The 20,662-nt window shown below is 70.4% G+C and carries 19 protein-coding genes, 1 tRNA gene and 3 pseudogenes; 18 read left to right on the top strand and 5 right to left on the bottom strand.

All coding sequences use genetic code 11. From position 1 onward, the window contains the following. Positions 1 to 21: 21 nt before the first annotated feature. The 9 genes and pseudogenes from FHR32_RS25755 (at position 22) to FHR32_RS25715 (ending at position 8,787) form a co-directional block, all read left to right on the top strand. On the top strand, positions 22 to 273 hold the full coding sequence (locus FHR32_RS25755) for an AbrB/MazE/SpoVT family DNA-binding domain-containing protein (RefSeq protein ID WP_184757078.1): 252 nt from the start codon (positions 22 to 24) through the stop codon (positions 271 to 273). 3 nt (positions 274 to 276) lie between these two features. Next, positions 277 to 687 (top strand): type II toxin-antitoxin system VapC family toxin, encoded by a 411-nt coding sequence (locus FHR32_RS25750; protein WP_184757076.1) that lies wholly within the window; start codon positions 277 to 279, stop codon positions 685 to 687. A 187-nt stretch (positions 688 to 874) separates the two neighbouring features. After that, a complete protein-coding gene (locus tag FHR32_RS25745) occupies positions 875 to 2,041 on the top strand; it encodes a DUF2207 domain-containing protein (RefSeq protein WP_184757073.1) in 1,167 nt (388 codons plus the stop codon). 160 nt (positions 2,042 to 2,201) lie between these two features. After that, a pseudogene (locus tag FHR32_RS25740) lies at positions 2,202 to 2,426 on the top strand (NADAR domain-containing protein); the annotation flags it as partial. Positions 2,427 to 2,514: 88 nt separating this feature from the next. Further along, positions 2,515 to 3,321 (top strand): neutral zinc metallopeptidase, encoded by an 807-nt coding sequence (locus tag FHR32_RS25735; protein WP_184757072.1) that lies wholly within the window; start codon positions 2,515 to 2,517, stop codon positions 3,319 to 3,321. Positions 3,322 to 3,517: 196 nt separating this feature from the next. Continuing rightward, positions 3,518 to 5,062 carry a PucR family transcriptional regulator gene (locus FHR32_RS25730; RefSeq protein WP_184757071.1) on the top strand — a complete coding sequence of 515 codons (1,545 nt, stop codon included), beginning with the start codon at positions 3,518 to 3,520 and terminating at the stop codon, positions 5,060 to 5,062. A gap of 145 nt (positions 5,063 to 5,207) precedes the next feature. Beyond that, complete coding sequence (locus FHR32_RS25725; RefSeq protein WP_184757070.1) at positions 5,208 to 6,458, top strand: NAD(P)/FAD-dependent oxidoreductase; 1,251 nt, start codon at positions 5,208 to 5,210, stop codon at positions 6,456 to 6,458. 78 nt (positions 6,459 to 6,536) lie between these two features. Next, positions 6,537 to 7,154 (top strand): TetR/AcrR family transcriptional regulator, encoded by a 618-nt coding sequence (locus tag FHR32_RS25720; protein ID WP_184757069.1) that lies wholly within the window; start codon positions 6,537 to 6,539, stop codon positions 7,152 to 7,154. After that, positions 7,144 to 8,787 (top strand): acyl-CoA dehydrogenase family protein, encoded by a 1,644-nt coding sequence (locus FHR32_RS25715; protein WP_184757068.1) that lies wholly within the window; start codon positions 7,144 to 7,146, stop codon positions 8,785 to 8,787. The genes FHR32_RS25720 and FHR32_RS25715 overlap by 11 nt, the downstream gene beginning before the upstream one ends. Before the next feature lie 320 nt (positions 8,788 to 9,107). Here FHR32_RS25715 and FHR32_RS25710 read toward each other — a convergent pair whose 3' ends face one another. Continuing rightward, positions 9,108 to 9,977 carry a class II glutamine amidotransferase gene (locus FHR32_RS25710; RefSeq protein ID WP_184757067.1) on the bottom strand — a complete coding sequence of 290 codons (870 nt, stop codon included), beginning with the start codon at positions 9,975 to 9,977 and terminating at the stop codon, positions 9,108 to 9,110. Between the two features lie 137 nt (positions 9,978 to 10,114). Beyond that, positions 10,115 to 11,545, bottom strand: coding sequence for a glutamate decarboxylase (gene gad / locus FHR32_RS25705; protein ID WP_184757066.1), 1,431 nt, complete (start codon positions 11,543 to 11,545; stop codon positions 10,115 to 10,117). Between the two features lie 202 nt (positions 11,546 to 11,747). Between gad and FHR32_RS25700 the strand changes: the two genes are divergently transcribed. The 5 genes from FHR32_RS25700 (at position 11,748) to FHR32_RS25680 (ending at position 14,083) form a co-directional block, all read left to right on the top strand. Then, the gene (locus tag FHR32_RS25700; protein ID WP_184757065.1) at positions 11,748 to 12,371 is read left to right on the top strand and encodes a hypothetical protein; all 624 of its coding nucleotides are present in this window, start codon (positions 11,748 to 11,750) and stop codon (positions 12,369 to 12,371) included. Between the two features lie 106 nt (positions 12,372 to 12,477). Then, positions 12,478 to 12,553: transfer RNA gene (locus FHR32_RS25695), tRNA-Lys, on the top strand. 28 nt (positions 12,554 to 12,581) lie between these two features. After that, positions 12,582 to 12,803 carry a cold-shock protein gene (locus FHR32_RS25690; protein WP_184757064.1) on the top strand — a complete coding sequence of 74 codons (222 nt, stop codon included), beginning with the start codon at positions 12,582 to 12,584 and terminating at the stop codon, positions 12,801 to 12,803. Between the two features lie 107 nt (positions 12,804 to 12,910). Next, the gene (locus FHR32_RS25685) at positions 12,911 to 13,426 is read left to right on the top strand and encodes a hypothetical protein (protein WP_184757063.1); all 516 of its coding nucleotides are present in this window, start codon (positions 12,911 to 12,913) and stop codon (positions 13,424 to 13,426) included. A gap of 102 nt (positions 13,427 to 13,528) precedes the next feature. Next, positions 13,529 to 14,083 carry a hypothetical protein gene (locus FHR32_RS25680; protein ID WP_184757062.1) on the top strand — a complete coding sequence of 185 codons (555 nt, stop codon included), beginning with the start codon at positions 13,529 to 13,531 and terminating at the stop codon, positions 14,081 to 14,083. Here FHR32_RS25680 and FHR32_RS47700 read toward each other — a convergent pair. Beyond that, positions 14,068 to 14,224, bottom strand: a pseudogene (locus tag FHR32_RS47700) (IS982 family transposase); the annotation flags it as partial. The gene FHR32_RS25680 and the pseudogene FHR32_RS47700 overlap by 16 nt on opposite strands. A gap of 201 nt (positions 14,225 to 14,425) precedes the next feature. On the opposite strand from FHR32_RS47700, the gene FHR32_RS25675 reads away from it, so the two are divergent. Continuing rightward, the gene (locus FHR32_RS25675; protein ID WP_184757061.1) at positions 14,426 to 14,770 is read left to right on the top strand and encodes a hypothetical protein; all 345 of its coding nucleotides are present in this window, start codon (positions 14,426 to 14,428) and stop codon (positions 14,768 to 14,770) included. Between the two features lie 10 nt (positions 14,771 to 14,780). Then, positions 14,781 to 15,307: pseudogene (locus tag FHR32_RS43110) on the top strand (NAD-dependent epimerase/dehydratase family protein). 143 nt (positions 15,308 to 15,450) lie between these two features. On the opposite strand, the gene FHR32_RS25665 reads toward FHR32_RS43110, so the two are convergent. Then, the gene (locus FHR32_RS25665) at positions 15,451 to 18,582 is read right to left on the bottom strand and encodes a S8 family serine peptidase (RefSeq protein WP_184757060.1); all 3,132 of its coding nucleotides are present in this window, start codon (positions 18,580 to 18,582) and stop codon (positions 15,451 to 15,453) included. A gap of 396 nt (positions 18,583 to 18,978) precedes the next feature. Further along, positions 18,979 to 19,509 (bottom strand): SRPBCC family protein, encoded by a 531-nt coding sequence (locus tag FHR32_RS25660; protein WP_184757059.1) that lies wholly within the window; start codon positions 19,507 to 19,509, stop codon positions 18,979 to 18,981. A gap of 508 nt (positions 19,510 to 20,017) precedes the next feature. Here FHR32_RS25660 and FHR32_RS25655 point away from each other — a divergent pair. Next, positions 20,018 to 20,284, top strand: coding sequence for a hypothetical protein (locus FHR32_RS25655; RefSeq protein WP_184757058.1), 267 nt, complete (start codon positions 20,018 to 20,020; stop codon positions 20,282 to 20,284). Next, a complete protein-coding gene (locus FHR32_RS25650; protein ID WP_184757057.1) occupies positions 20,257 to 20,532 on the top strand; it encodes a hypothetical protein in 276 nt (91 codons plus the stop codon). The genes FHR32_RS25655 and FHR32_RS25650 overlap by 28 nt, the downstream gene beginning before the upstream one ends. Positions 20,533 to 20,662 lie beyond the last annotated feature (130 nt).

Here is a 20,662-nt window from a genome sequence, read left to right as displayed (position 1 = left end):
GTGATGGCTAAAGTAAAGGTTATGGAGCACGGCAAGAGAACACGTGCCAGGCGTACGGGGCCGGCGCGCATCTCCAGCAAGAACCAGGTGACCCTGCCGGCGGCGGTGCTGCGCAAGCTCGGTCTTCACGCGGGAGACCCGGTCGACATCGCCGAAGAAGGCGGCCAGATCATCATCCGGCGACACCGCAGCCGTCTCGACGGTGTGATCGGCACCATCCCGGGCTTCACCGAGGCCGTGGACGTCGAGGCGAGTCGCGAGAGCTGGAGATGACGGGTGCCGACCGTGATGCTCGACACCAACGTCATCGCCGGCCTGCTCAATCCCGACGACGCGCTGCACGACCATGCCTGTAACGCCGTTCGCCGCTGGGAGGACAAGGCGGCCTCGTTCACCATCTCCGTGATCACCTGGAGCGAACTGCGGGTGGGTGCGGTCCGCAGGGGTGTCGCGGCCGAGAAGATGCTCGGGGCGTTCCGTGCCGCCGTCATCGATCGGATCGTCGAGGTGGACGAGACGACGACTGAGAGCGCGGCCCTGCTCAGAGCCGCGGACCTGACGATTCGAGTACCGGACGCCCTCATCATCGCGACCGCCCGTGAGGTAGGGGCCGACGCGCTGCTCACCGCGGACCGGAAATTCCCGGGCATCGCCCCGGAACTCGTCGAACTGCTACGGCCGAGTTGATCCGGTAGACCGTCCGCCATCGCCCGATCACTGAGGCCGGCCGTCCGTGGATCTGATCCCACCCTTGTCCTGGAGCCGGCCTCCCTTATTTCGGCCAGGACGCCGTGTCCAGGGCCCTGCTCAAATGGAGCCGTGGATCTCTCCTGGGCTTATGGACGCCTCGGATATGGCGTGGTAATACGACAGGATGGGTCTTGTCTGGGTGGCGGTCGCCTGGGCAGTGTGGTTCACCGCGTACGGCTTGGCGATCCTCCTGAGCGACCGGAGAGAATCTCCGCAGGTCTTGTCCGGTCCGGTTCCCCCCAGCGTGCTTGGTCTGGTCAAGGGCCTGCCCGCCCGGCGCCTTTATGTGACGGCTCTGCTGGACCTGGCCGGACGCGGATGGCTCGACGTGGACCGGGCACGCGTCTCCATCTCAGCGCGGCAGCCCGAGGAACTGCTGTGGCCGTTTGAGAGATGGGTGCTGGAGCAGGTCACGGCCCGCATGGCAGGCACGGACGAGGCTCCGCTGGAGGCGGTGGTGCCGGACCCTGACCACCTGCAGGCGGAGTTCGCTCCTCTTGTACGGCGCCGCTCGGACGAGCTCGGCCTGACGGAGCGACGCTGGCACACCAGGACCGTCCCGGTACTGCTGGCAGTCCTCATCTTCGTCCCCGGCACCCTGACGTTGAATCTCGTGAGCTGGAACGTCGTGCAGTTCTTCGGCATTGTCGGGCTGGCCGGGGCAGCCTGGGTGATAGGCCGCGGCGTGCCGAGACACAGGGTGACTGCGGCGGGCAGGGCGTTCGCCGACGCGAACAGCGAGGCGGTGACCGGCGGCGACCAGCGCACCGACGCGGTCGCGGTGGCGCTCGGGGAGTCCAGGGAGGTTGAGACGTGGTCGTCGCTGGGCGGATGGCGCAAGGTCGAGGTCGACCGGAGCCCCTCGCCGGCCTCGCCATGGTCCTCCGCCCTCGGCGCGGTCATCGGCATCGGCGTCGGTGCCGGGGTGCAGTGGACCGGCTACTGGCAGGCGCGGGCCGTCGGCGGGCTCTTCCTGGTGGCGGGGATCATCGCCCTGGTCGGTGCGGTTCGCGAGTTTCGGCGCGTACGCCGGATGCCCGCTCGGGCAGATGTGACGGGTCAGGTGGTCTCGCTGTGGACTCATGAGGTGAGAACGACTTCGTCCACGGGACGCCGCTCACGCACGGATCACTACGTCGCGGTGGACGACGGGCAATCCAAACCCGTGCGGTCATACCAGGTGGACGGGCGTTTCTACCACCATGTGGGGCCAGGCGACTCGGTGCGACTGCTGGTCGACCCACGCACCCGAAGACTCGTCGAGGTCATCTCGCACGAACGGCACTCCTAGAACCTCCACCTGCGCATTCGCTGGAAAATCCGAGCGCCTCCCGCGCCCTGGATTCGTCAGCCGTCCAACGAGGAACCGACCCAAGCGAGCTCGCGATGACGATCCGGATTCTCGCTGTTCCAACGCAGCCGATAACTCACTGGCCGGGCGGTAGCCGTACATGGCACCGTATGACGGTGTCCGACCTGAGCGGATCCTCGCCGCCGAGCATCCCGGCGAGGCCAAGAGGCTCGGCCGCGAGGTCCATGGCTTCGACGAGGCCGTGTGGAATGAGCACCGTTACGAGATCGTGGTGCGTGGCAACCTCGCCGAGTTCGGCCGGCATCCGGAGCTGAAGGACTTCCTGCTCTGCACCCGCGCCCGTGTCCTGGTCGAAGCCGGCCCTGTCGATCGGGTCTGGGGCATCGGGCTCACCGCCGACGACGAACGCGCCGTCTCGGCTCGATCCGTCAGGAGTTCTATGCTCTCCGATCATGCGCTCCCTTCCGCCCGCCGCCGATCCCGGGCAACCTCTCCGACGCCTGGCCGCCTCCACACGACGGGTCCTCCTGCTGACCGTGTGCCTCGCCGTCCTGCCGTACGGGGTCGCACAGGCCGCTCCGTCCAAGAGCCCGTTGTCGAAGACCGGCAGGCTGGCGGCCATCTCGTGCCCGGAGCCACCGCTCATCGACGGAGGCATGCCGCGGACGCGCGAGTACCTGACGGCGGCCGTGGAATGCCTGAACAGATCATGGTCCGCCCACTTCGCCCACGCGGGACTGAGGTTCCGCAAGCCCACGGTCCGCTTCTACGAAGAACCCGAGCAGCGCGTATGCGGAGTACGTTGGCCCGCCAACGCGGCGGCCTTCTACTGCACGGAACGGGCCACGCTGGTGTTCCCGCTCACCGGTAACTGGATCGAGGGCCGGACCGACCTGTACCCCCTCAAGGTGGTGGCCCACGAGTACGGTCACCACCTGCAGAGCCTCACCGGCATCAGAGACGGCTACGAGGCCCGTTTCCACTCCGACCACACCCACCAGGCTGAGCTCGGCCGCCGCTACGAACTTCAGGCGGACTGCCTGTCGGGCGTGTTCCTGGGCAGCGTACGACGCTCTCTGCCACGGACCGGGCCGGACTGGGAGGCGCTGTCCGGCGCGCTCCGCGCCAGCGGCGACGACGCCGACTACCGCACCCACGGCACCGGCGCCAACCGGGTCCGCTGGTTCGAGCGTGGCTACCGCGCGGCCTCTCCCGCCGCCTGCGACACCTGGACCGCCACGCCGTCCCGAGTGTCCTGACCCGTGGAACACCGCCGGTGACGTACTGACGATCTGCCAACAAACCCTGGTGGACCGCCAGTAAATCGGACAGACAGGGGGATAAAGGAAGAATTATGGGTGTGGAGCGGATGGCCCCGGACGAGCGCCGGCAGCAGATCCCCACCGGCGCCCTCCCCCACATCGTCGGGGACTCCGGGGAAGGCGGCCACGGCGGATGCTGAGACTGGACCGGCTGGTGAACATCCTCGGCGGCTACGGGGCCCGGCTGTGCTGCGCTCCGGCGTCCCGGGACGTGGAGCTGCGCAGCGTGGTGGTGCACGATCCGACCGACACCCGCCCGGCGACCGGTGACGTGTTCCTGGCGGTCGGCGTGGATTCGGCGGCCGGCGCCGTACGGCTGGCGCGGGCGGCGCGTGCCGCCGCGGTGCTGGTGCGCGGGAGCCCGCCACTCGACGACAGCGCCCTGGTGGACGCCCGTGACGGCGGGATCGCCGTGCTGCTCGTGGAACCGGAGGTGTCCTGGAGCCAGCTCTCCGGCGTGGTGTACGGCCTGGTTCTCGAAGGCCGCGAGACCGAGGCCGGGCGCGGGCCGACCGATATGTTCGCCTTCGCCGACACCCTCGCGGCCGAACTCGGCTACGCGGTGACGATCGAGGATCAGATGTCACGCGTCCTGGCCTACTCCGGTTCGCAGCAGACCGCCGACCCGGCACGGCTGGAAACGATCCTGGGCAGGCGGGTGCCGGACACCATGCGCCGGCTGTTCGAACGGAAGGGCGTCTTCGCGCACCTGGCGGCCTCCGACGAGCCGCTGTTCGTCGAGCCCTCGCCTGCGCACGGCCTCCGGGGCCGCATGGTGGTCGCCGTGCGCGCCGGACGCGAGCTGCTGGGATCCATCTGGGTCGAGTGCGAGCGCCCGCTTCCCGGCGAGCGCCGGATGGCCCTGAGTGACGGGGCGCGGGCGGTCACGCTGCATCTGCTGCGGTCCCGGGTCAGCGCGGACCTGGAGCGTCAGGTGGAATCCGATCTCGTCATCCAGCTGCTGGAGGGCACCGCCGACGCACCCGCGGTGATCAGCAGGCTCGGCCTGCCCCGGGAACGGTTCCGAGTGATCGCGCTCCAGGCGCACATCGCGGCGGAGAGGCACGCCGCGATCCTGCTGGCCTTCGAACGCGCGACCACGGGCTTCGGCTGGTCACGGCCGGGACGCAGCGCGCTGTTCGGCAACACCCTGTACACCGTGCTGCCCTGCGGCGACGACGCCGCCTCCGCCCGCGACTGGCTCGCCGCGATCGTCAACGTCCTGCCGCGGCGGGTCACCGTGTTCGCCGGCGTCGGCGGGGTGGCGGGGCCCACCCAGCTGCCCGCGAGCAGGCAGGAGGCCGACGAGAGTCTCGCCCTGCGGGCGACCCGGCCCGGTGGCGTCCTGCCGGTCGTCTACGACGAGTCGTGGGACGAGATCCTGCTGCAGCGTCTCCGGGCGGCCGCCTCCGCCGGGCGTGTCCCCGCCCAGGGTCCGGTCGCCGAGCTGACCCGGCACGACGCGGATCACGGCACCCGGTACGTCGCGACGTTGCGCGCCTGGCTGGAGGCGCAGGGCGATCTGGCCGTCGCCGCCGGCCGCCTCGCCGTCCATCCGAACACCGTCCGCTACCGGCTCCGGAAAATGTCCGAGATCACGGATCTGCAGCTCGACCTGCCGGAGAAACGGCTCGCGATGATCATCGCATTGGCTGCCGGCCAGGGCAGGCAGCCCTGATCACCCGATGGTTGTCGGAGCCGGACAAAACCTCCCTCCACGCTTGTCCGAGGCGCACAGACCGTTCTCGTGTCACGGCGGCGATGCTCATGTCAGGCGGGCGACGCCCGCGGCAGGCAGAGGATGTCAGAGCGGAGAAGTGGTCATGGGTATCGATGGTGGGCCGCGCACGGCAGTGGTGATCGGCGCCGGCGTGGTGGGATTGTCCACCGCGTGGTTCCTGCAGGAACGTGGCGTCGACGTCACCGTGGTCGACCGTGACGGGGTGGCCGCGGGTGCGTCGTGGGGCAATGCGGGCTGGCTCTCACCGGGGCTGGCCATCCCACTGAACGAACCCGGCATCCTGCGTTACGGCCTGCGCTCCCTGCTCGACCCGAGCGCCCCGCTGCACGTGCCGGCCACCCCCGACGTGGGACTGTGGTCCTTCCTCACCCGTTTCGCCGCGAACTGCACCTGGAAGTCCTGGGGCCGGGCCGTACAGGCCAACCTCCCGTTCAACGAGGAGTGCCTGGAGGCGTTCGACGTGCTCACCTCGAGCGGCGTCGAGGCCCCCACGGTCGAGGCCCCGATCATGGCCGCGTTCGAGAACCCGCGGCAGGCCGTGGGACTTCTACACGAACTCCAGCGCATCAACCGGTCCGGGCTGGAGATCCGATACACCGCGTTCGACGGCGACGACGTCGGCAAGCAGGCGCCGCAGCTCTCCTCCCGCGCGAGGGCCGGGATCCGGCTGGACGGGCAGCGCTACGTCGACCCCGGGCAGTTCACGCAGTCGCTGGCCCGCTCCGTCGTCACCCGCGGCGCCACGATCCTGTCCGGCTTCCGGGTGATCGACGTCCACTCCGACTCCGGCAAGCTCGCTGTCCGGTCGAGCGAGGGGGACTCCGTCAGGGCCGACGCCGTCGTCCTGGCCACCGGCGCCTGGCTGAACCAGCTCGGCGGGTCATGGGGCGTCCGCGTGCCGGTGCGGGCCGGACGCGGTTACTCCTTCACCGTGCCGACCGACGAACCCGTGCCCGGGCCGATCTACCTGCCCGCCGTGCGCGTGGCCTGCACGCCGTACCAGGGCAAGCTGCGCGTCGCGGGGACGATGGAGTTCCGCGGCCCTGACGCCCCCCTGCACCAGAGGCGCGTCGACGCGATCATCGCGTCCGCCAGGTCGCTGCTCACCGGCGTCTCCTGGGACGAGCGCACCGACACCTGGGTCGGCCCCCGCCCCGTCACCCCCGACGGCCGCCCCCTCGTCGGAGCCACCGACGCCCCCGGAAGGTTCGTCGCCGGCGGGCACGGCATGTGGGGATTCACCCACGGGCCGGTCACCGGACGCATGCTCGCCGAGCAGATCACCACCGGGAAGCAGCCCGCGGCCCTGCGGGACCTCACCCCCACCCGCTGACCTGCCGCACCGCGAGCGGCGGTCCCGCCCACCCGCGACCGCTTGACTCAAGCGGCAAATCGGGATTCACTTCTTCGTATGGTCTACCGGCGTACCGAGAAGACCGAGCGGCGGCTCGCCGAGGTGCGGGAGCGGGTCGTCTCGGCGGCTCTGGCCGTGGCCGCGGAGCACGGCTTCGAGGCCACGAGCATGTCGGCCGTCGCCGAACGGGCCGACCTGTCGGCCGGCGGCATCTACCGGCACTTCCCCTCGAAGGGGGCGCTGCTGACCGAGGTCTTCAAACGCGCCTCCGGCCACGAGCTCGACGTGCTGGCCTCCGTGGCCGCCGTGGAGGGCGGTCCGGGACAACGCCTGGCGCGCGTGATCGAGATCTTCGCCCGTCGCGCACTGGACGGGCGCCGCCTCGCGTACGCGCTGATCGCCGAGCCGGTGGACCCCGCCGTCGACGCGGCCAGGCTGGAATACCGGCGGCGCTACCGCGACCTGTTCGCGGGCCTGGTCCGCGAGGGCGTGGCCGCCGGGGAGTTCCCCGCCCAGGACGCCGAACTGACGGGCGCGGCCCTGGTCGGGGCCGTGGCCGAATGCCTGGTGGGCCCCCTTGCGCCGGACCGCGCCCGGGGAGACGACGGACCACTGATCGCTGCCGTGACAACGCTGGCGCTGAACCTGACAGGAGTGAGTGCCCATGTCGGCTGAGCGGTCCGAGGTGGACCCGTTCGTCCAGGAAGCGCCGCGGCTCGCCAACCGCTGGACCGCGGACCGGGTGCTGCGCCAGGCGGTGCGGCGGCTCCTTCCCCCGGACGTCTTCCAGAAGGCGGCCGAGGACCTGGAGCTCGCCGCGGAGCGCTGCGTGACCGAGATGGCGCCCCTGGCGGCCAGGGCCGAGGCCACCCCTCCCCGGCACGTGCCGTACGACGCGTGGGGCAACCGGGTCGACCGGATCGAGGTCGACCCCGCGTGGACGGAGCTGGTGGCGATCCTGCAGGGGCTCGGCGCGGTGGCCATCCCCCACGAGAGGACGTACGGCGACCACAGCCGTGTCGTGCAGGCCGTCCTGTTCCAGATGGCGCAGGCCGTGAGCGCCACGGCGCTCTGCCCGCTCGGCATGAGCGACGGCGCGGTCACCTGCCTGCGGGAGCACGACGCGGACCTCGCCGCCGCGTATGTCCCCCTGCTGACCAGACGGGTGAACGGCTGGACCTCCGGCCAGTGGATGACGGAGAAGGCGGGCGGTTCGGACCTGTCGCGCTCGGGGACCGTCGCCACGCCCCTGGGCGACGGCACCTGGGCGCTCCGTGGCACGAAGTGGTTCACCTCCGCGACCACCGCCGACATCGCCGTCGCCCTGGCGCGGCCCGAGGGCGCCGGGCCGGGCAGCCGCGGCCTGTCGCTGTTCGCTCTGGAACTGCGCCGACCGGACGGCGGCTGGAACGGCCTGCGGGTGCGCCGGCTGAAGGACAAGTACGGCACCCGCGGCCTGCCCACCGCGGAACTCGACCTGGACGGCACGGTGGCGACCCCGGTCGGCGGGATCGGCGGCGGCATAGCCAAGATCTCGACCGTGCTCCACGTCGCCCGCATGGAGGCGGCCCAGGCGGGACCCGGCGCGACGGGCCATCTCCTGCAGCTCGCCCGCGACTACGCCCGCAGGCGCCTGGTGCGGGGCGCCCCGCTGGCGGACTCGCCCGTCCACGTCGGCTGGCTCGCCGAGATCGCGGCCGAGTACGAGGCCATGGTGCAGATGGCGCTGCGCACCGCCCAGCTCGTCGGCCTGCGGGAGTCGGGCTCCGGCGACGAGCGGCTGGCCCGTGTCGTCGTGCCGCTCGCCAAGCTGTCGACCGCCCGCCAGGCCGTGCGGACGTGCTCGGAGCTGCTGGAGTCGTTCGGCGGCGCGGGCTACCTGGAGGACACCGGCATCCCTCGGGTCCTGCGCGACGTGCAGGTCCAGTCCATCTGGGAGGGCACGACGAACGTCCTCGCCCTCGACGTCATGCGGGCGCTGGCCGACCCCGAGGTCGCCGCCGCGTTCCGGGACGACGTCGAGGCGCAGCTCGCCGCCCACCCGCATCCCCGCGTCGAGGCCGCCGCGCGGATCATCCGCGCCGCCGCGTGGGACGTCACATCGCGTGAGCCCGACCCCGCGGCCGGCCGCGAGGTGGCGTGGGGCATGGCCCGCACGTATCAGGCGGCGCTGCTGGCCGCGCAGGCCGGCTGGGCGCTCACCGCGCTCGGCGACGGGCGCAGTGCCGTCGCGCTGGAGACGTTCATCGCGCATCCGCTGGTCCCCCCCGCGCCGCACGCAGAGGCGAGGTCAATCGGATTGGAGTGACATGTCAGATCTCCCACCGGCCCGATCCATGCCCGACACCGTCGGGCTGAACCCCTTCACCGCCAGCCCCGTACTCCCCCGCGTCCTGCGCCGATGGCTGGACGGCGACACCGCGCGGTGAGCGGCCGACGAGTCCCTCCATCTGGCCTTCTACCGGGACGCGGTCAAGCTCGCGCTACAGCAACGGCCCGGGCTCGCGAAGAGCGCTGGGCGGGCTGAGCCTCCGGCCGGGGTCGCCGCTCCCCCGCTCCGGGTCCCTCCGGGTGGCCCGGATCGGGCCACCCGGAGGCGGTCCGGCTTGGGCGCCGCGGGGCGGGAGGTCAGACGGCCTGCTGCGAGGCGGCGGCCTCGGGGCGCAGGCCGGCGAGGCTCAGCCGGTGCGCCGGCTCGTCTGGCAGCACGACCCGGCGGGTGGGGCTGAGGCCCGGTCCGATGTGGAGCAGCTCGCCGGGCTCCATCGGGCGCCAGCCGGGATGGTCGTCCATACGTTCGCTGGCGACCACGGACGAGGGGACATCGGCCAGGTCGCGGGAGCGGATACGCATGCAGCCGTCGGTGCCGCTCTGGTCGAGGTGCCGGATGCCGTGGCGCCCGCCGGGGGCACGCTGGAGCACATGCAGTTCGTGGGTGTCGGGGTAACGCAGCGCCCACAGTTCCTCCGAGGTGGTGAGGACCAGGTTGAGGGCGTAGACGGGCAGGTTCCGGGCGATCCAGCGGGCGGCGCCCTCGATGCCGGCGGCGACGTCGCCACCGTGCGCCCTGGTCTCACGGGTGATCAGCGCGAAGAAGCGCTCGGAGTCGGTTTCTCCCTTGACCAGCCCTCGATACTCCCCCAGCTCCGCGTCGAGTTCGTCCAAGCCCTCGATCACCCCGTTGTGGGCGAAGAGCCGCCCGTCCTGCAGGAAGGGATGCGTGTTGCGGTCGTCCAGGCCACCGGTGGAGGCGAACCGGACGTGAGCCAGGAAGGTGGTGGATTCCACCTGCTTCGCCTCCTCGGCGAAGCACCGGTCCTCGTAGGCGGCGATGGGGGCCTTGTGCACCTTCGGGGTGCCGTCGGCGTCGAAGAAACCCAGACCGGTCCCATCGGGATAACGGAGGCTCTGCTTGCTCAGACTGTCCGGCGCGTCCAGGAGCCAGAAGATGGCACGCGTACGCCGAGGGGCGCTGCTCAAGCCAAACAGACGGCACATGCCAACGTCTCCTTCTCCTTCGACCACACTGGTCCCCCTCCGGCCGCACCGGTCGGAGGCCGCGGATCCGTTCCTCGCTGCGGCCCGGACGCGGCCGGCGGCCGTACGCCTTCAACCGCCGGCGTACGTGTACGCCTTCAGCCGCGACCGTGGCGCCGGGAAGTCTTGATCTCGGTACCGTGCGCGAAACCGCCGGCGTCATCGGCGGTGCGATGCGGTTCACGCTGTCCCTCCAGGTGGGGCAGGACCCGGTGCAGGTCTTCCACCAGCAGGTCGGCCAGATCGTGGCTGAAGCCGTTGCGGACGACGACGCGCAATACCGCCAGGTCCGTGCGGTTCTCCGGGAAGGTGTAGGCGGGCACCAGCCAGCCGCGTTCCCGCAGCGCGGCGGAGACGTCGAAGACCGTGAACGCGTCGTTCCCCTCCCGTACCCGGAAGACGAACGCCGGCACCTGGCTACCGTCGGTGATCAGCTCGAACTGGTCCAGCTTGGCGATCTCCCCGGACAGGCGGGTCGCCACGTCCCGGGACGTCTGCTGAACCCGGCGGTAGCCGTCGAACCCCAGCCGCAGGAAGTTGTAGTACTGCGCGACCACCTGGGCTCCCGGACGGGAGAAGTTCAGCGCGAAGGTCGGCATCTGCCCACCGAGGTAGTTGACGTGAAAGACCAGGTCCTCCGGGAGCGCGCCGAAGTCCCGCCACAGCGCCCAGCCCACCCCGGGCATCACCAGCCCGTACTTGTGCCCGGAGGCGTTGATCGACGCCACCCGCGGCACCCGGAAGTCCCAGTGCAGGTCCGGGTCGAGGAAGGGCGCGATCATCGCGCCGGAGGCGCCGTCCACGTGGATCGGCACGTCGAGTCCGGTGCGGGCCTGCAGGTCGTCCAGGGCTGCGGCGATGCCGGCGACGGGTTCGTAGCTGCCGTCGAACGTGGAGCCGAGGACGGCGACGACACCGATGGTGTTCTCGTCGCACAGTTCGACCGCCGTCTCGGGGCTCAGGTGGTACCGGTCGCCCTCCATCGGCACATACCGGGGTTCGACATCGAAGTAGTTGGCGAATTTCTCCCAGCAGATCTGCACGTTGATGCCCATCACCAGGTTGGGCCGGTCGGCCGGCCTCCCCTCCGCGAGGCGCCGGTGTCGCCAGCGCCGCTTGAGCGCCAGACCGCCCAGCATCGCCGCCTCGCTCGACCCAGTCGTCGAGCAGCCCGTCGCGCGGTGGGGGTCCTCGGCGTGCCAGAGCCGGGCGAGCATGTCCACGCACCGCATCTCCAGCTCCGCGGTCTGCGGGTACTCGTCCTTGTCGATCATGTTCTTCTCGGCGCACTCGGCCATCAGCCGCTGCGCCTGCGGCTCCGCCCAGGTGGTGACGAACGTCGCCAGATTCAGCCGCGCGTTGCCGTCCAGCATCAGCTCGTCGTGCACGATCTGGTAGGCCGTGTCCGGCTCCATCTGCCCGTCCGGCATGACGTAGCGCGGGACCCGGACGGGCTCCCGGCTGAAGATCGGGTTGACCTCCAGGTCCCGGCTTCCGCGGCGAGCGTGACGGGGCTGCTTCAGAGGCATCGTCCTGTGTCCTTCCCGAGCTGATCAAGCACGTCAGCTGGTCTTTCCCCCTCTGAGCCGGATACCCCGCCCGCCGTCGCACGACACCACCCCGATCCTTCGCGGGTTCGCCCTCGTGGATGCCGGCGACCGGGATGGGCGCGGTCTGGAACACGTCCTCGGGCAGGGGCAGGATGTCCGCCACCTCCTTCTCATAGGACAGGTGCAGCGTCGTCCAGGCCGTCGCCCGGTCGGCGGCGCCCGTCAGGTCGCGGCCGCCAACCGGCTGTTCGGAGGGCCCGCCGTACCGGGCATCGACACCGATGACCCCGGCCTGCTGCTGGAGTTCGCCGCGCGTACCGGCGAGCGGATCGGCTGGGAACCGGGCCGGACCGACTTCCGGTCCGACCGGCTGAACCGGGAGGCGCGGGAGGCGGCCGGGTTGGACCTGTCGAAGCGGCAGTACAACCGCCGATTCCGGGTGCTGCGCCGGATCGCCGCCGTCCTGCTCGACCGGTGCGGGAGCGCGAGCGGCTGGTGGATGATCGCCCAGGTGCGCGCCACGCCGGACGTGCTGGAACGGCTCGGCGAGGAGGAGCGCGGGCGGCTGCTGGACGTGGCCTGCCCCGGCAAGGCCATGCGGCTGATGGCCGCCGACCTGGCCTGGTGGCATCGCGGCACCGGCGGTGACGTCGACCCCGACACGCGGGTGTGGGCGTCGCTGCTGCGCCGGGCGGGCGCGTTCAGCGGCAAGCACGTCAGGCCCGACCTCGCGGGCCCCGCCGCCCACGGCCTGGCCTCGGGTGTCGTCGTCAGCGAGCTTCCCGGCGGGGATCCTCCGGCATGACACGGTGAGGCCTCGCCGCGACTCGGCGGCAGCCCGGCCCGGCGGAGCCTCACCGAGGGAAAACCGCTGTCCGTCCGTACGGGTGAAACGGCATGATGAACGTGGCTCCGTCGTAGCTCAGTGGTAGAGCGCCCGGCTCTTAGACCGGGTGGACGCCGGTTCGAGCCCGGTCGGCGGAGCCACCGCAAGCACCCGTCGGAGGGTACAGCCATGGCGCGCGGAACGGTGAAGTTCTTCAAGGAGGAGAAGGGCTGGGGAGCGATCTCCTCTCCCGAGCTTCCTGCCGGGCGCGGGGACGCCTTCGTCCATTTCAGCGACATCGTCGCAGACGGCTATCGCTCTCTCCGCCAGGGGGACGCCGTCGAGTTCGACATCGAGGAAGCACAACAGGACAGTTTCCGGTTCCGCGCGCTGAACGTCCGCACGCTGTGACGCCTCCCGGCTCATCAGGCTCGTCCGTGATCGGTCGAGCACCGGGCCGGCGACCTTCCATCGACCGGTTAGTCGTTATGCCGGGCTCCGTGGGATGGTTGCGCGTTATGAGCAGATCGTTGAAGATGACGCGCATCCTCCTAGTGGCCGCGTTCGCCGCCGGCCTTTCCGCCTGTTCAGCGGATGACAGCTCGTCTGCTTCCTCCGCGGTCCCGACCATCTCCGCGTCCTCGGCCGGACCCGAGACCGCCTCCGCCTCCGTCTCCGCGGAGCCCACGGATCCGGCCGCCTCCCCGGAACCCACCGCGGGTGCCCAGGACAAGGGCGACGGGGGCGGAGACTCGGGGCCCGCCGCCTATCTGCTCGGAGAGCTCAGCGCGAGTCCGGCGCAGCCGGGTCAGATCACGGTGCAGATCGGCGACGGGGACACCCAGCAGGTCAGGCTCAGCCCGACCGCGACGGTGCTCGACACGCGGGGAACGATCTGCAAAACGGGCAAGGCCCCGCACAAGTGCACCGTGGCGCAGTTGGAGAAGGCCCTCAACGCGCGCAAATTCCCTTATGCCAAGGTGACGCTCAAGGGCGAGATCGCCGTCCGGGTCGAGGCGATCGACAAGGGTTGACCGGCGCCCGCAGAGCCGGCATGGGTCCGTCGGTGGCGTTCGCCTGCGAGAGTCCGCCATGGCCGGGGTCGTGCGGGCGGTGACGGCACCGGACAGCGGGAGGTGGCGCGCGAGCTACCCGGATACGTCGCGGTGGTCCAGGAGAGGGCGTGGCGGGCGCTGGCGGACCGCGAGGCCGGACGCGACCAGGCCCGGCGGACCCGGCAGGCGGAGCTGGGACGGTTGCGTGACGCCGGACGGATTTCCGCGTACCGGTTCGGCCAGGCGTGGCCCATGACCTGGCACGACGATGAGGACGAGGACGGGGAGGACGACCGCTGGATCGAACCGATGCGGGTCGCGGGTGCGGGCGTGATCAGCGGCGCGGCGGCCGTGGTGACCTGGATCAACCGCAGGGAGTTCGATCGCTGGGATTTCACCGGCGCTCCGGCTGCGCACGCTGGCGGCCGAAGACCGGGTACGGCGGGCGCTGCTGCTCGACGGCTGCGGACGAGGCGCGCATGGTCATTTACCTCGACGGCCTACCGATCTTCGACGGTCACTGGGACGACGCAGACACCGGCGAGCGGTGGCCCGGCATGTCCGAGGCGATCGCTCAGAAGGCCCGCGCCCAGCTTCCCGGAACCGGCAGGATCGATCCACAGGCGTTTGTCGTAGCCGGACTGGCCCGGCAGGCAGGGGAACGCGCCGGGCAGACGCCGGGGCACGAACCGCAGCCGGCGGGCCTCCCGAGCGCACCCCGAGCAGCACGTGGGCCACGGCCAGGGTCAGCAGCTCGGCGTCGGACGACTTCGGCGGGCTGACCGAGTTCGGGGCCACCCCTCCGCTCTCCTCCTCCACGTAATGCAGGCGGTCGTCGAACCTCTCGACGCCTCGCGCGTTCTCCATCACCCAGTCCAACGGGAGTCCGTACTTTTCGAAGACCGGTCCCGGCCGCCTGTCGCTCCGCTCCTTGACCAGGGGTGCGTACGCGTTGAACACGAATTCGCCGCGTGGGAAATGGTCGACGACCTGCCGGAAGACCTGCCGCACGTCGTTTTCGGGGAGGAACATGAACAGTCCGTCAGCCACCATCATCATCATCACGGGTCTGTCGCCCGGGATCTGCTCGAGCCAGTCCGGATCGACGACCGACGCGCCGATCGTGCTGTGCTCCGCGTGTTCGGGGTAAAGCCGGTCGGCGATCTCGATGACGTCCGGAAAATCCACGTCATACCACCAGGCATGCCCCGGTTCCCCCGGACCACAGGCGGCACCGGCCTCCGCGGCATCTCTCCGGTGTCGCCGACCGGCGGGCGGACGGACTCACCCGCCACCTCTGCGAGAGTATCCGTAGACCCGTAACGCTCCACGAATGGTGAAGCTCACCGCAGGAGGAACGATGGCGAAGATCTGCGTGACCGGGGCGAGCGGCAAGCTCGGGCGGGCCGTCGTGCGGGACCTGCTCGACCACGGCTACGAGGTCGTGGCGACCGACGTCAGGCCGGGGCCCCGGACCTCGGAGTGCGGGTGCTGCTGGCGGATCTGACCGAGTACGGGCAGGCGGTGGAGGTCCTGCACGGTGCCGACGCCGTCGTCCACCTGGCCGACATCCCGGCGCCGGAGATCCACACCCCCGCCACGACCTTCAACAACAACGCGGTGATGAACTCGAACATCTTCCCGGCCGCCGCGCAGCTGAAGATCGACCGGGTGGTCTGGGCCTCCAGCGAGACCACCCTCGGGCCGCCGTTCGACGTGCCCCCGCGCTACGCCCCCGTCGACGAGGGCCACTATCCGGTCCCGACCTCGACGTACGCACTGTCCAAGGTGGTCTCCGAGATCACCGCCGAGCACATCGCCCAGTGGTCGGGCATTCCCTGGCGTCGAGATCAGGCGTGACCTCGGGGAGTTCGAGACACTGCTCGCGATCGACAGCGCCCGCGAGATCCTCGGCCTCACCCCGCGGCATTCCTGGCGCGACCACGCGCGAGCGCCCGCCCCGAAGGTCTGGGGGCGGGCGCCCGTGCGTGCCGGGTTAAGGCTTACGGCTGTACGGCGGGCAGCTTGCCGAAGCTGACCTGGCCGGCCTCGGCATCGCCGCTCCGGTTGTCCAGGGTGACCACGAGCCAGCCCTTCGCCGGGGTGGTCGCGAGCTTCGCCTGGTCGACGGTGAGCTGGATGGTGGACGAGGCGCCGGGGTCCAGCGGCACGTAGGCCCCCGTCGAGATCGCCGGAGCGAAGGCATCGAACGCCGCCGTCTCGGTCTCGTCGACGAAGCCCTCGGGAACCTGCGAGAAACCGGCCGCCGTGTAGGTGAAGCGGGAGGCGCCTTCGGTCAGGCCCACCTCGGAGGCGAGGACCGGCATCAGCAGCGTGCCGCCGTTCATCGGAGCGGTGGCGACCCACGCGTCCACCAGGGACCCGTCGGTCTTGAAGACGAACGTGCCGAACCGGCCGTCGAGGTCGCCCGTGGTGACCAGACCGTAGTCCGCGCCGACCAGGACGTAGTCGGGCGCCCCGTCACCGGTGGAGTCGATCGGGATGTCGAACTCGTTGGCCGCCGCGTTGGACCAGCGGCCCGAGGTGTTGACGGCGAAGACCAGCGCCCGGTCGGTGTCGGCTCCGCCGAGCACCGAGCCGGGGAGCGACTGCACCCCGACCGCGCGGATGTCCATCGAGTCCTCGGCACCGTTGACGTCGTCGGCATCGGTGATGCCCCAGGCGTAGACGTCCGCGGCGCCGGAGTGCTTGCCCTCGTTGCGAACCTTGATGGACGTGGCGAGCCCGCCGTCGCCCGGGGTGTACTTGCCCGGCTGGGAGGAGCGCACCTGGGACTGGGCGTCCGGGACGAGCAGGAACGCGGACCGCAGCGGGTAGACGCCCTCGGCGGCCTTCCGGGGCGTGGCGGTGACCGCGCCCTGGATGTGGACGACCGTGCCGAAGTTGGAGGCCTCGGCGGCGGGGAGCGCGGCCACGGCCTGGGCGCTGAGCGACAGCGTGACCCGCACCGTGCGGCTGCTCTCCGGGCCCACGGTCACGGTCGCGGGAGAGACCGCGACCTGCGCGCCGTAGGACTGGCCGTTGAACGCGGCGGCCAGGTCGTAGGTGACCGGGGTCCTGCCGGTGTTGCGGATGGTGAAGTCCTCGCTCTCCTGGAACACCCCGGTCAGCTTCTTCAGGCCGAACGACAGGTTGCCCGCGTCGTTCTTGGTCTCACCCACCACGGAGGCGCCGACCGCCTGCCGGGTGGCCACGACGCCGGAGCCGGCGACCCTGGCGGTGTAGCCCACGATCTTGGAGGTGGCGTCGGCGGTGCTGACGATCGCGGCCTTGATCCGGCCGGGCTTCCAGCGCGGGTGGGCCTCCTTCACGAGCGCGGCCACGCCGGTGACCATCGGAGAGGCCATCGAGGTGCCCGAGATCGTCGCGGCGCCCGAGCCGGTGCCGACCCCCGTCGAGACGATCGCGACGCCGGGCGCGGTCACGTCCGGCTTCAACGAGCTGCTGCCGTTGCCGGGGCCGCCCGAGGAGAAGGAGGCAAGCTGGGCGTAGGCGGGGTTGGGGACGGCCAGCGCCGACAGCGCGGTGCTCTTGCCGTCCAGCGCGGCGGCCGCGGCGCGGTCGGTGCCCTTGATGCCGAGGAACGGAATGGTGACCGTGTACTCCTCACCGGTGTCCGGGTCGGAGGTGATCGGGCCTTCCAGAGCAGGGTAGGCGGCATCGGTGTTGATCATCGCGACCGCGGCGGCTCCGGCCTTCTGACCGAGGATGGCCCGCTTGACCCGGGCACAGCTGCCACGCAGCGTGATCACGAGCTTGCCGGCGACGCCGCCCGGGTAGGCCGCGTAGTCGGCCGGGTCACAGCCCAGCGACACCGGGCCGGACGGGTAACCGGTGCGGAGCACCGCGATCGGCAGCGTGCCGGAGGGCAGGGCGGCCTCGTTGGAGTTCTGCGCGACGATCTCGGTGCCGTCCACCGAGATCTTCGCCGCGGGCAGCTGGGCACGTGCGACGTCGATGGCCGCCACCGAGATGGCGGTCGGGGCGACGGCGGGGGCTCCGGTGATGTAGGCGTTCGGTCCCGAGTTGCCGGCCGAGGCGACGAGGGTCACGCCCGCCCGGGTCAGCGTCCGCACGGCCTGCGCGGAGGGCTCGTCGACGCGGCCGAAAGGCGACCCGAGCGACATGTTGACGACGTCGGCGCCGTCCTTGAGGGCCCGCTCCATGGCCGAGACGATGACTTCCTCGGTCGCCGAACCGTTACAGCCGAAGACGCGGTAGGCCAGCACCGAGGCCTTGGGCGCCACCCCGGGGCCGATCTTGAAGGCCCGGGTGTGCGTGGTGGAGTCGTACGGACCGGTGTAGGTCTTGCCGTCGGCGTCCACTCCGAAGCCCGTCGAGCTGCCCGCCACGTGGGAGCCGTGGCCGTTGCAGTCGAGCGGGTCGGGGTCGGGTGCGGGCACCGAGTTCGGGTCGCTGCCGTCGTAGTCGTCGCCCACGAAGTCGTAGCCGCCGACGACCTTGGCGGTCGGGAAGGTGCCAGGCTCGATCACGGCGCCGTCGTTGCCCTCGAAGTCGGCCGGGTTGCCCGAGCCGCCGAAGTTGGCGTGGGTGTAGTCCACCCCGGTGTCGATGATCGCGACCTTGACGCCCGTGCCGGTCTTGCCGAGGTCCTGCCAGGCCTGCGGGGCGCCGATGTAGGTGACGGCGGCCGTGTTGTCACGGCTGAACGTGCGCACCGGGTGCACGGAGACGACCCCGGGGGCCTGCTGGAGTGCCGTCAGGCTGCGCAGCGGGATCATGGCGGCGATTCCGTTGAAGCTGTCGGTGTAGGTGGCGAGGACCTTTCCGCCCTCGGTCTTCACCTTCTGCTCGACGCCCTGCTGCTCCTTGTGGAGCGCGGAGCGCAGGGACGGCTTGTCGACGGACCCGCCGGTCTCCTCGGCATCGGCCACGGCGTCACCGACCGGCGTGCCGGTGACCTGGATGAGGACCTTGAGCTGACGGGTGGGATCCAGTGCGGCGGGTTTGAACTTCGTGTAGCTGAACGCGCCCTCCAGATGTTCGAAACTGGACGGCCGGGTGGAATCTGCGGTCGCCGAAGACGGGATCACCGTCAGCGGAATGGCGATACCCGCGGACGCGAGCACTGCAAGCAGCAGGCGCCTCTTCACGATCACCTCATGGGGGGGTGGGCGGAACATACGTGATCAGAAGCCTGAACCTGCCACACAAGGCATTGAATCCCTCTTTGGTAACAGATAGAACACAAGATCCGTAAAGTCGGATGTTGAGAGGTCCAGCCGGCGACCCGGGAGGCGGATAACTTGACCCAAGTTAGCGGATTCACTCAATACCGGGTGACGTCGGATGACGCGCGGTCGTCCGCGACCGCCTCGTCGACCTGGCTCGTACTTGTGGCGGAAATAGGCTCATCGAGTTTGCTACCTGGGGCTACGTCGCGAAAGCTGCTCCGAACTGAGATTTCACCGTGCATTGGTTTTCGTCGTTTGACAGCCTTTCTCGTGCTCGTGTGCCCCGGGTGTGCCCCGCTCCCCCGGCAGGAGAGCTCAGCCCGTTTGCTCGGCGAGGGTTTTGATGCCGAGTAGCGTGTCCTGAATGCCGGCGAGCAGGCCAGCGAGCCGGTGCCGAACGAGGGCCTCCTCCTTCTCCGGCATGCGGTCGATCGCCAGACTGAGTCCGGAACGCGCCGGGCCGATCCGCGCGCCATGCCGCAGCCGAGTGCCGCCGGCCTCGGGTTCGAGGTCGAACCGCCAGGCGGCCATCGGGGTTCGCGGGTCGGCCGTGCCTCCGCCGAACCTGCCGTCCGGATCGACCACGGCCCAACCGAACACGCGCAGGGCGTCCAGCTCAATCACGTACGAGACGGTCCGCCACTCGCCCAGCACCGCATTGTCGTTGTGGCCTTCGAAACGGGCATTCACCGCCGGCCGGTCGGCGTCGTCCAGCCATCGCACGCGCCGCAGCTCGGGGCTGAACCGGGCGGGCAGCTCGATGTCGATCACCAGCTCCCACACCCGAGCCGGGTCCGCCTCGATGTGCACATCGCACTCCACAGTCGGGCCGTCCGCGTAGCGCACGTCCTCGTCCCCTCTCGATGGCCGGCCACTCGGGGTAAGTATGTCCGGTCGGTCGGCGGTCCGCCTGTTGCCTTGCCCACCCGGCCACTGCCTGGCGAGCAGCGGATCCGGCACCGGCTCGACTGGCGACTACGCCGTCAGACCCGCGCTCGGCGGGGTCGCTACCGGCGGCAACGCGCTAAAGATCAATAAGTGCGGCTGGAACTCACAACCACTGAGTATCCCCGGCGGACGCCGCCCCGTTCTTGGGCGAGTTCACCCCGGGCATGGTCATGATCACTTTGAAGTGATGCAACCTGGCGTCGAGGGAGTCGTCCTGTGGGCCGGGTTCCGATCCCGCAGGATCGCGACCTGTACACGAGCCCCAGGCCGCCCGGGCGCTTTTATCGCGGGCCGCACCCCTTTCGCCAGGGAAAACCGCGCCCGAAAAGATCCTCGCGTTACGTCGCGCCCGCATTTCTTGATCAGAATACGACGTCTTCCGCTATTTCCCGGGTTGAGGTGCTAAGTGGAACTGTTTCCTGAAGAGAGTCAGTGGGAGCTGCTGACCGGCGCAGGGCTGCGGGAGGATTTCCAGGCTGTGTGGATCGAAGGCGACGACATCGACGCGATCGCCGCCGAGTTGAAGATCGACCCCACCACAACGCTCGAATGCGCCCCGGCCACCGCACTGCGCTGGAGCGATGCGGACGCGCGCACCCCACCCTCTGGGTGGGCAAGCACGCGCCCGGCTGGACGTTCGCTCTGGTGGTCGCCGGTTCGGCGTTCGACCTGAACCCGCCGGACCGGCGGGTCTTCGACTTCTGCTACCTGCGGAAGATCGACGAGTTCTACGGTGTCGGCGGCATTTACCGCGAGGAGGGGCTCGACGACCTGTGCCTCAACGATGATCAAGGTGACGAAGACGACCTCGATCCCCACCTGATCGCCGTCGGGCGGCTCACCGGCCGGTTCATCGACCGGGACTGGCCCGCCGAACGACGGACCCTGTGCCGGGTACCGGCAGGAGCGAGGACCTCATGACGTACGGGGAACAGTGGACCTTATGGATATATAGGGTCAAGCCATCCCCTGGAGGCATTGTGGCCCCTCACCCGCTGGTCGCCCTATGTGCACGATGACAGCTTGACCTGGTGGGGCCCGGTCTGGGGCA

The organism is Streptosporangium album, from assembly GCF_014203795.1.
Taxonomy (GTDB): domain Bacteria; phylum Actinomycetota; class Actinomycetes; order Streptosporangiales; family Streptosporangiaceae; genus Streptosporangium; species Streptosporangium album.
Note: the sequence above shows the minus strand (reverse complement) of the source record. Positions and strands in the feature narration are given on the sequence as shown.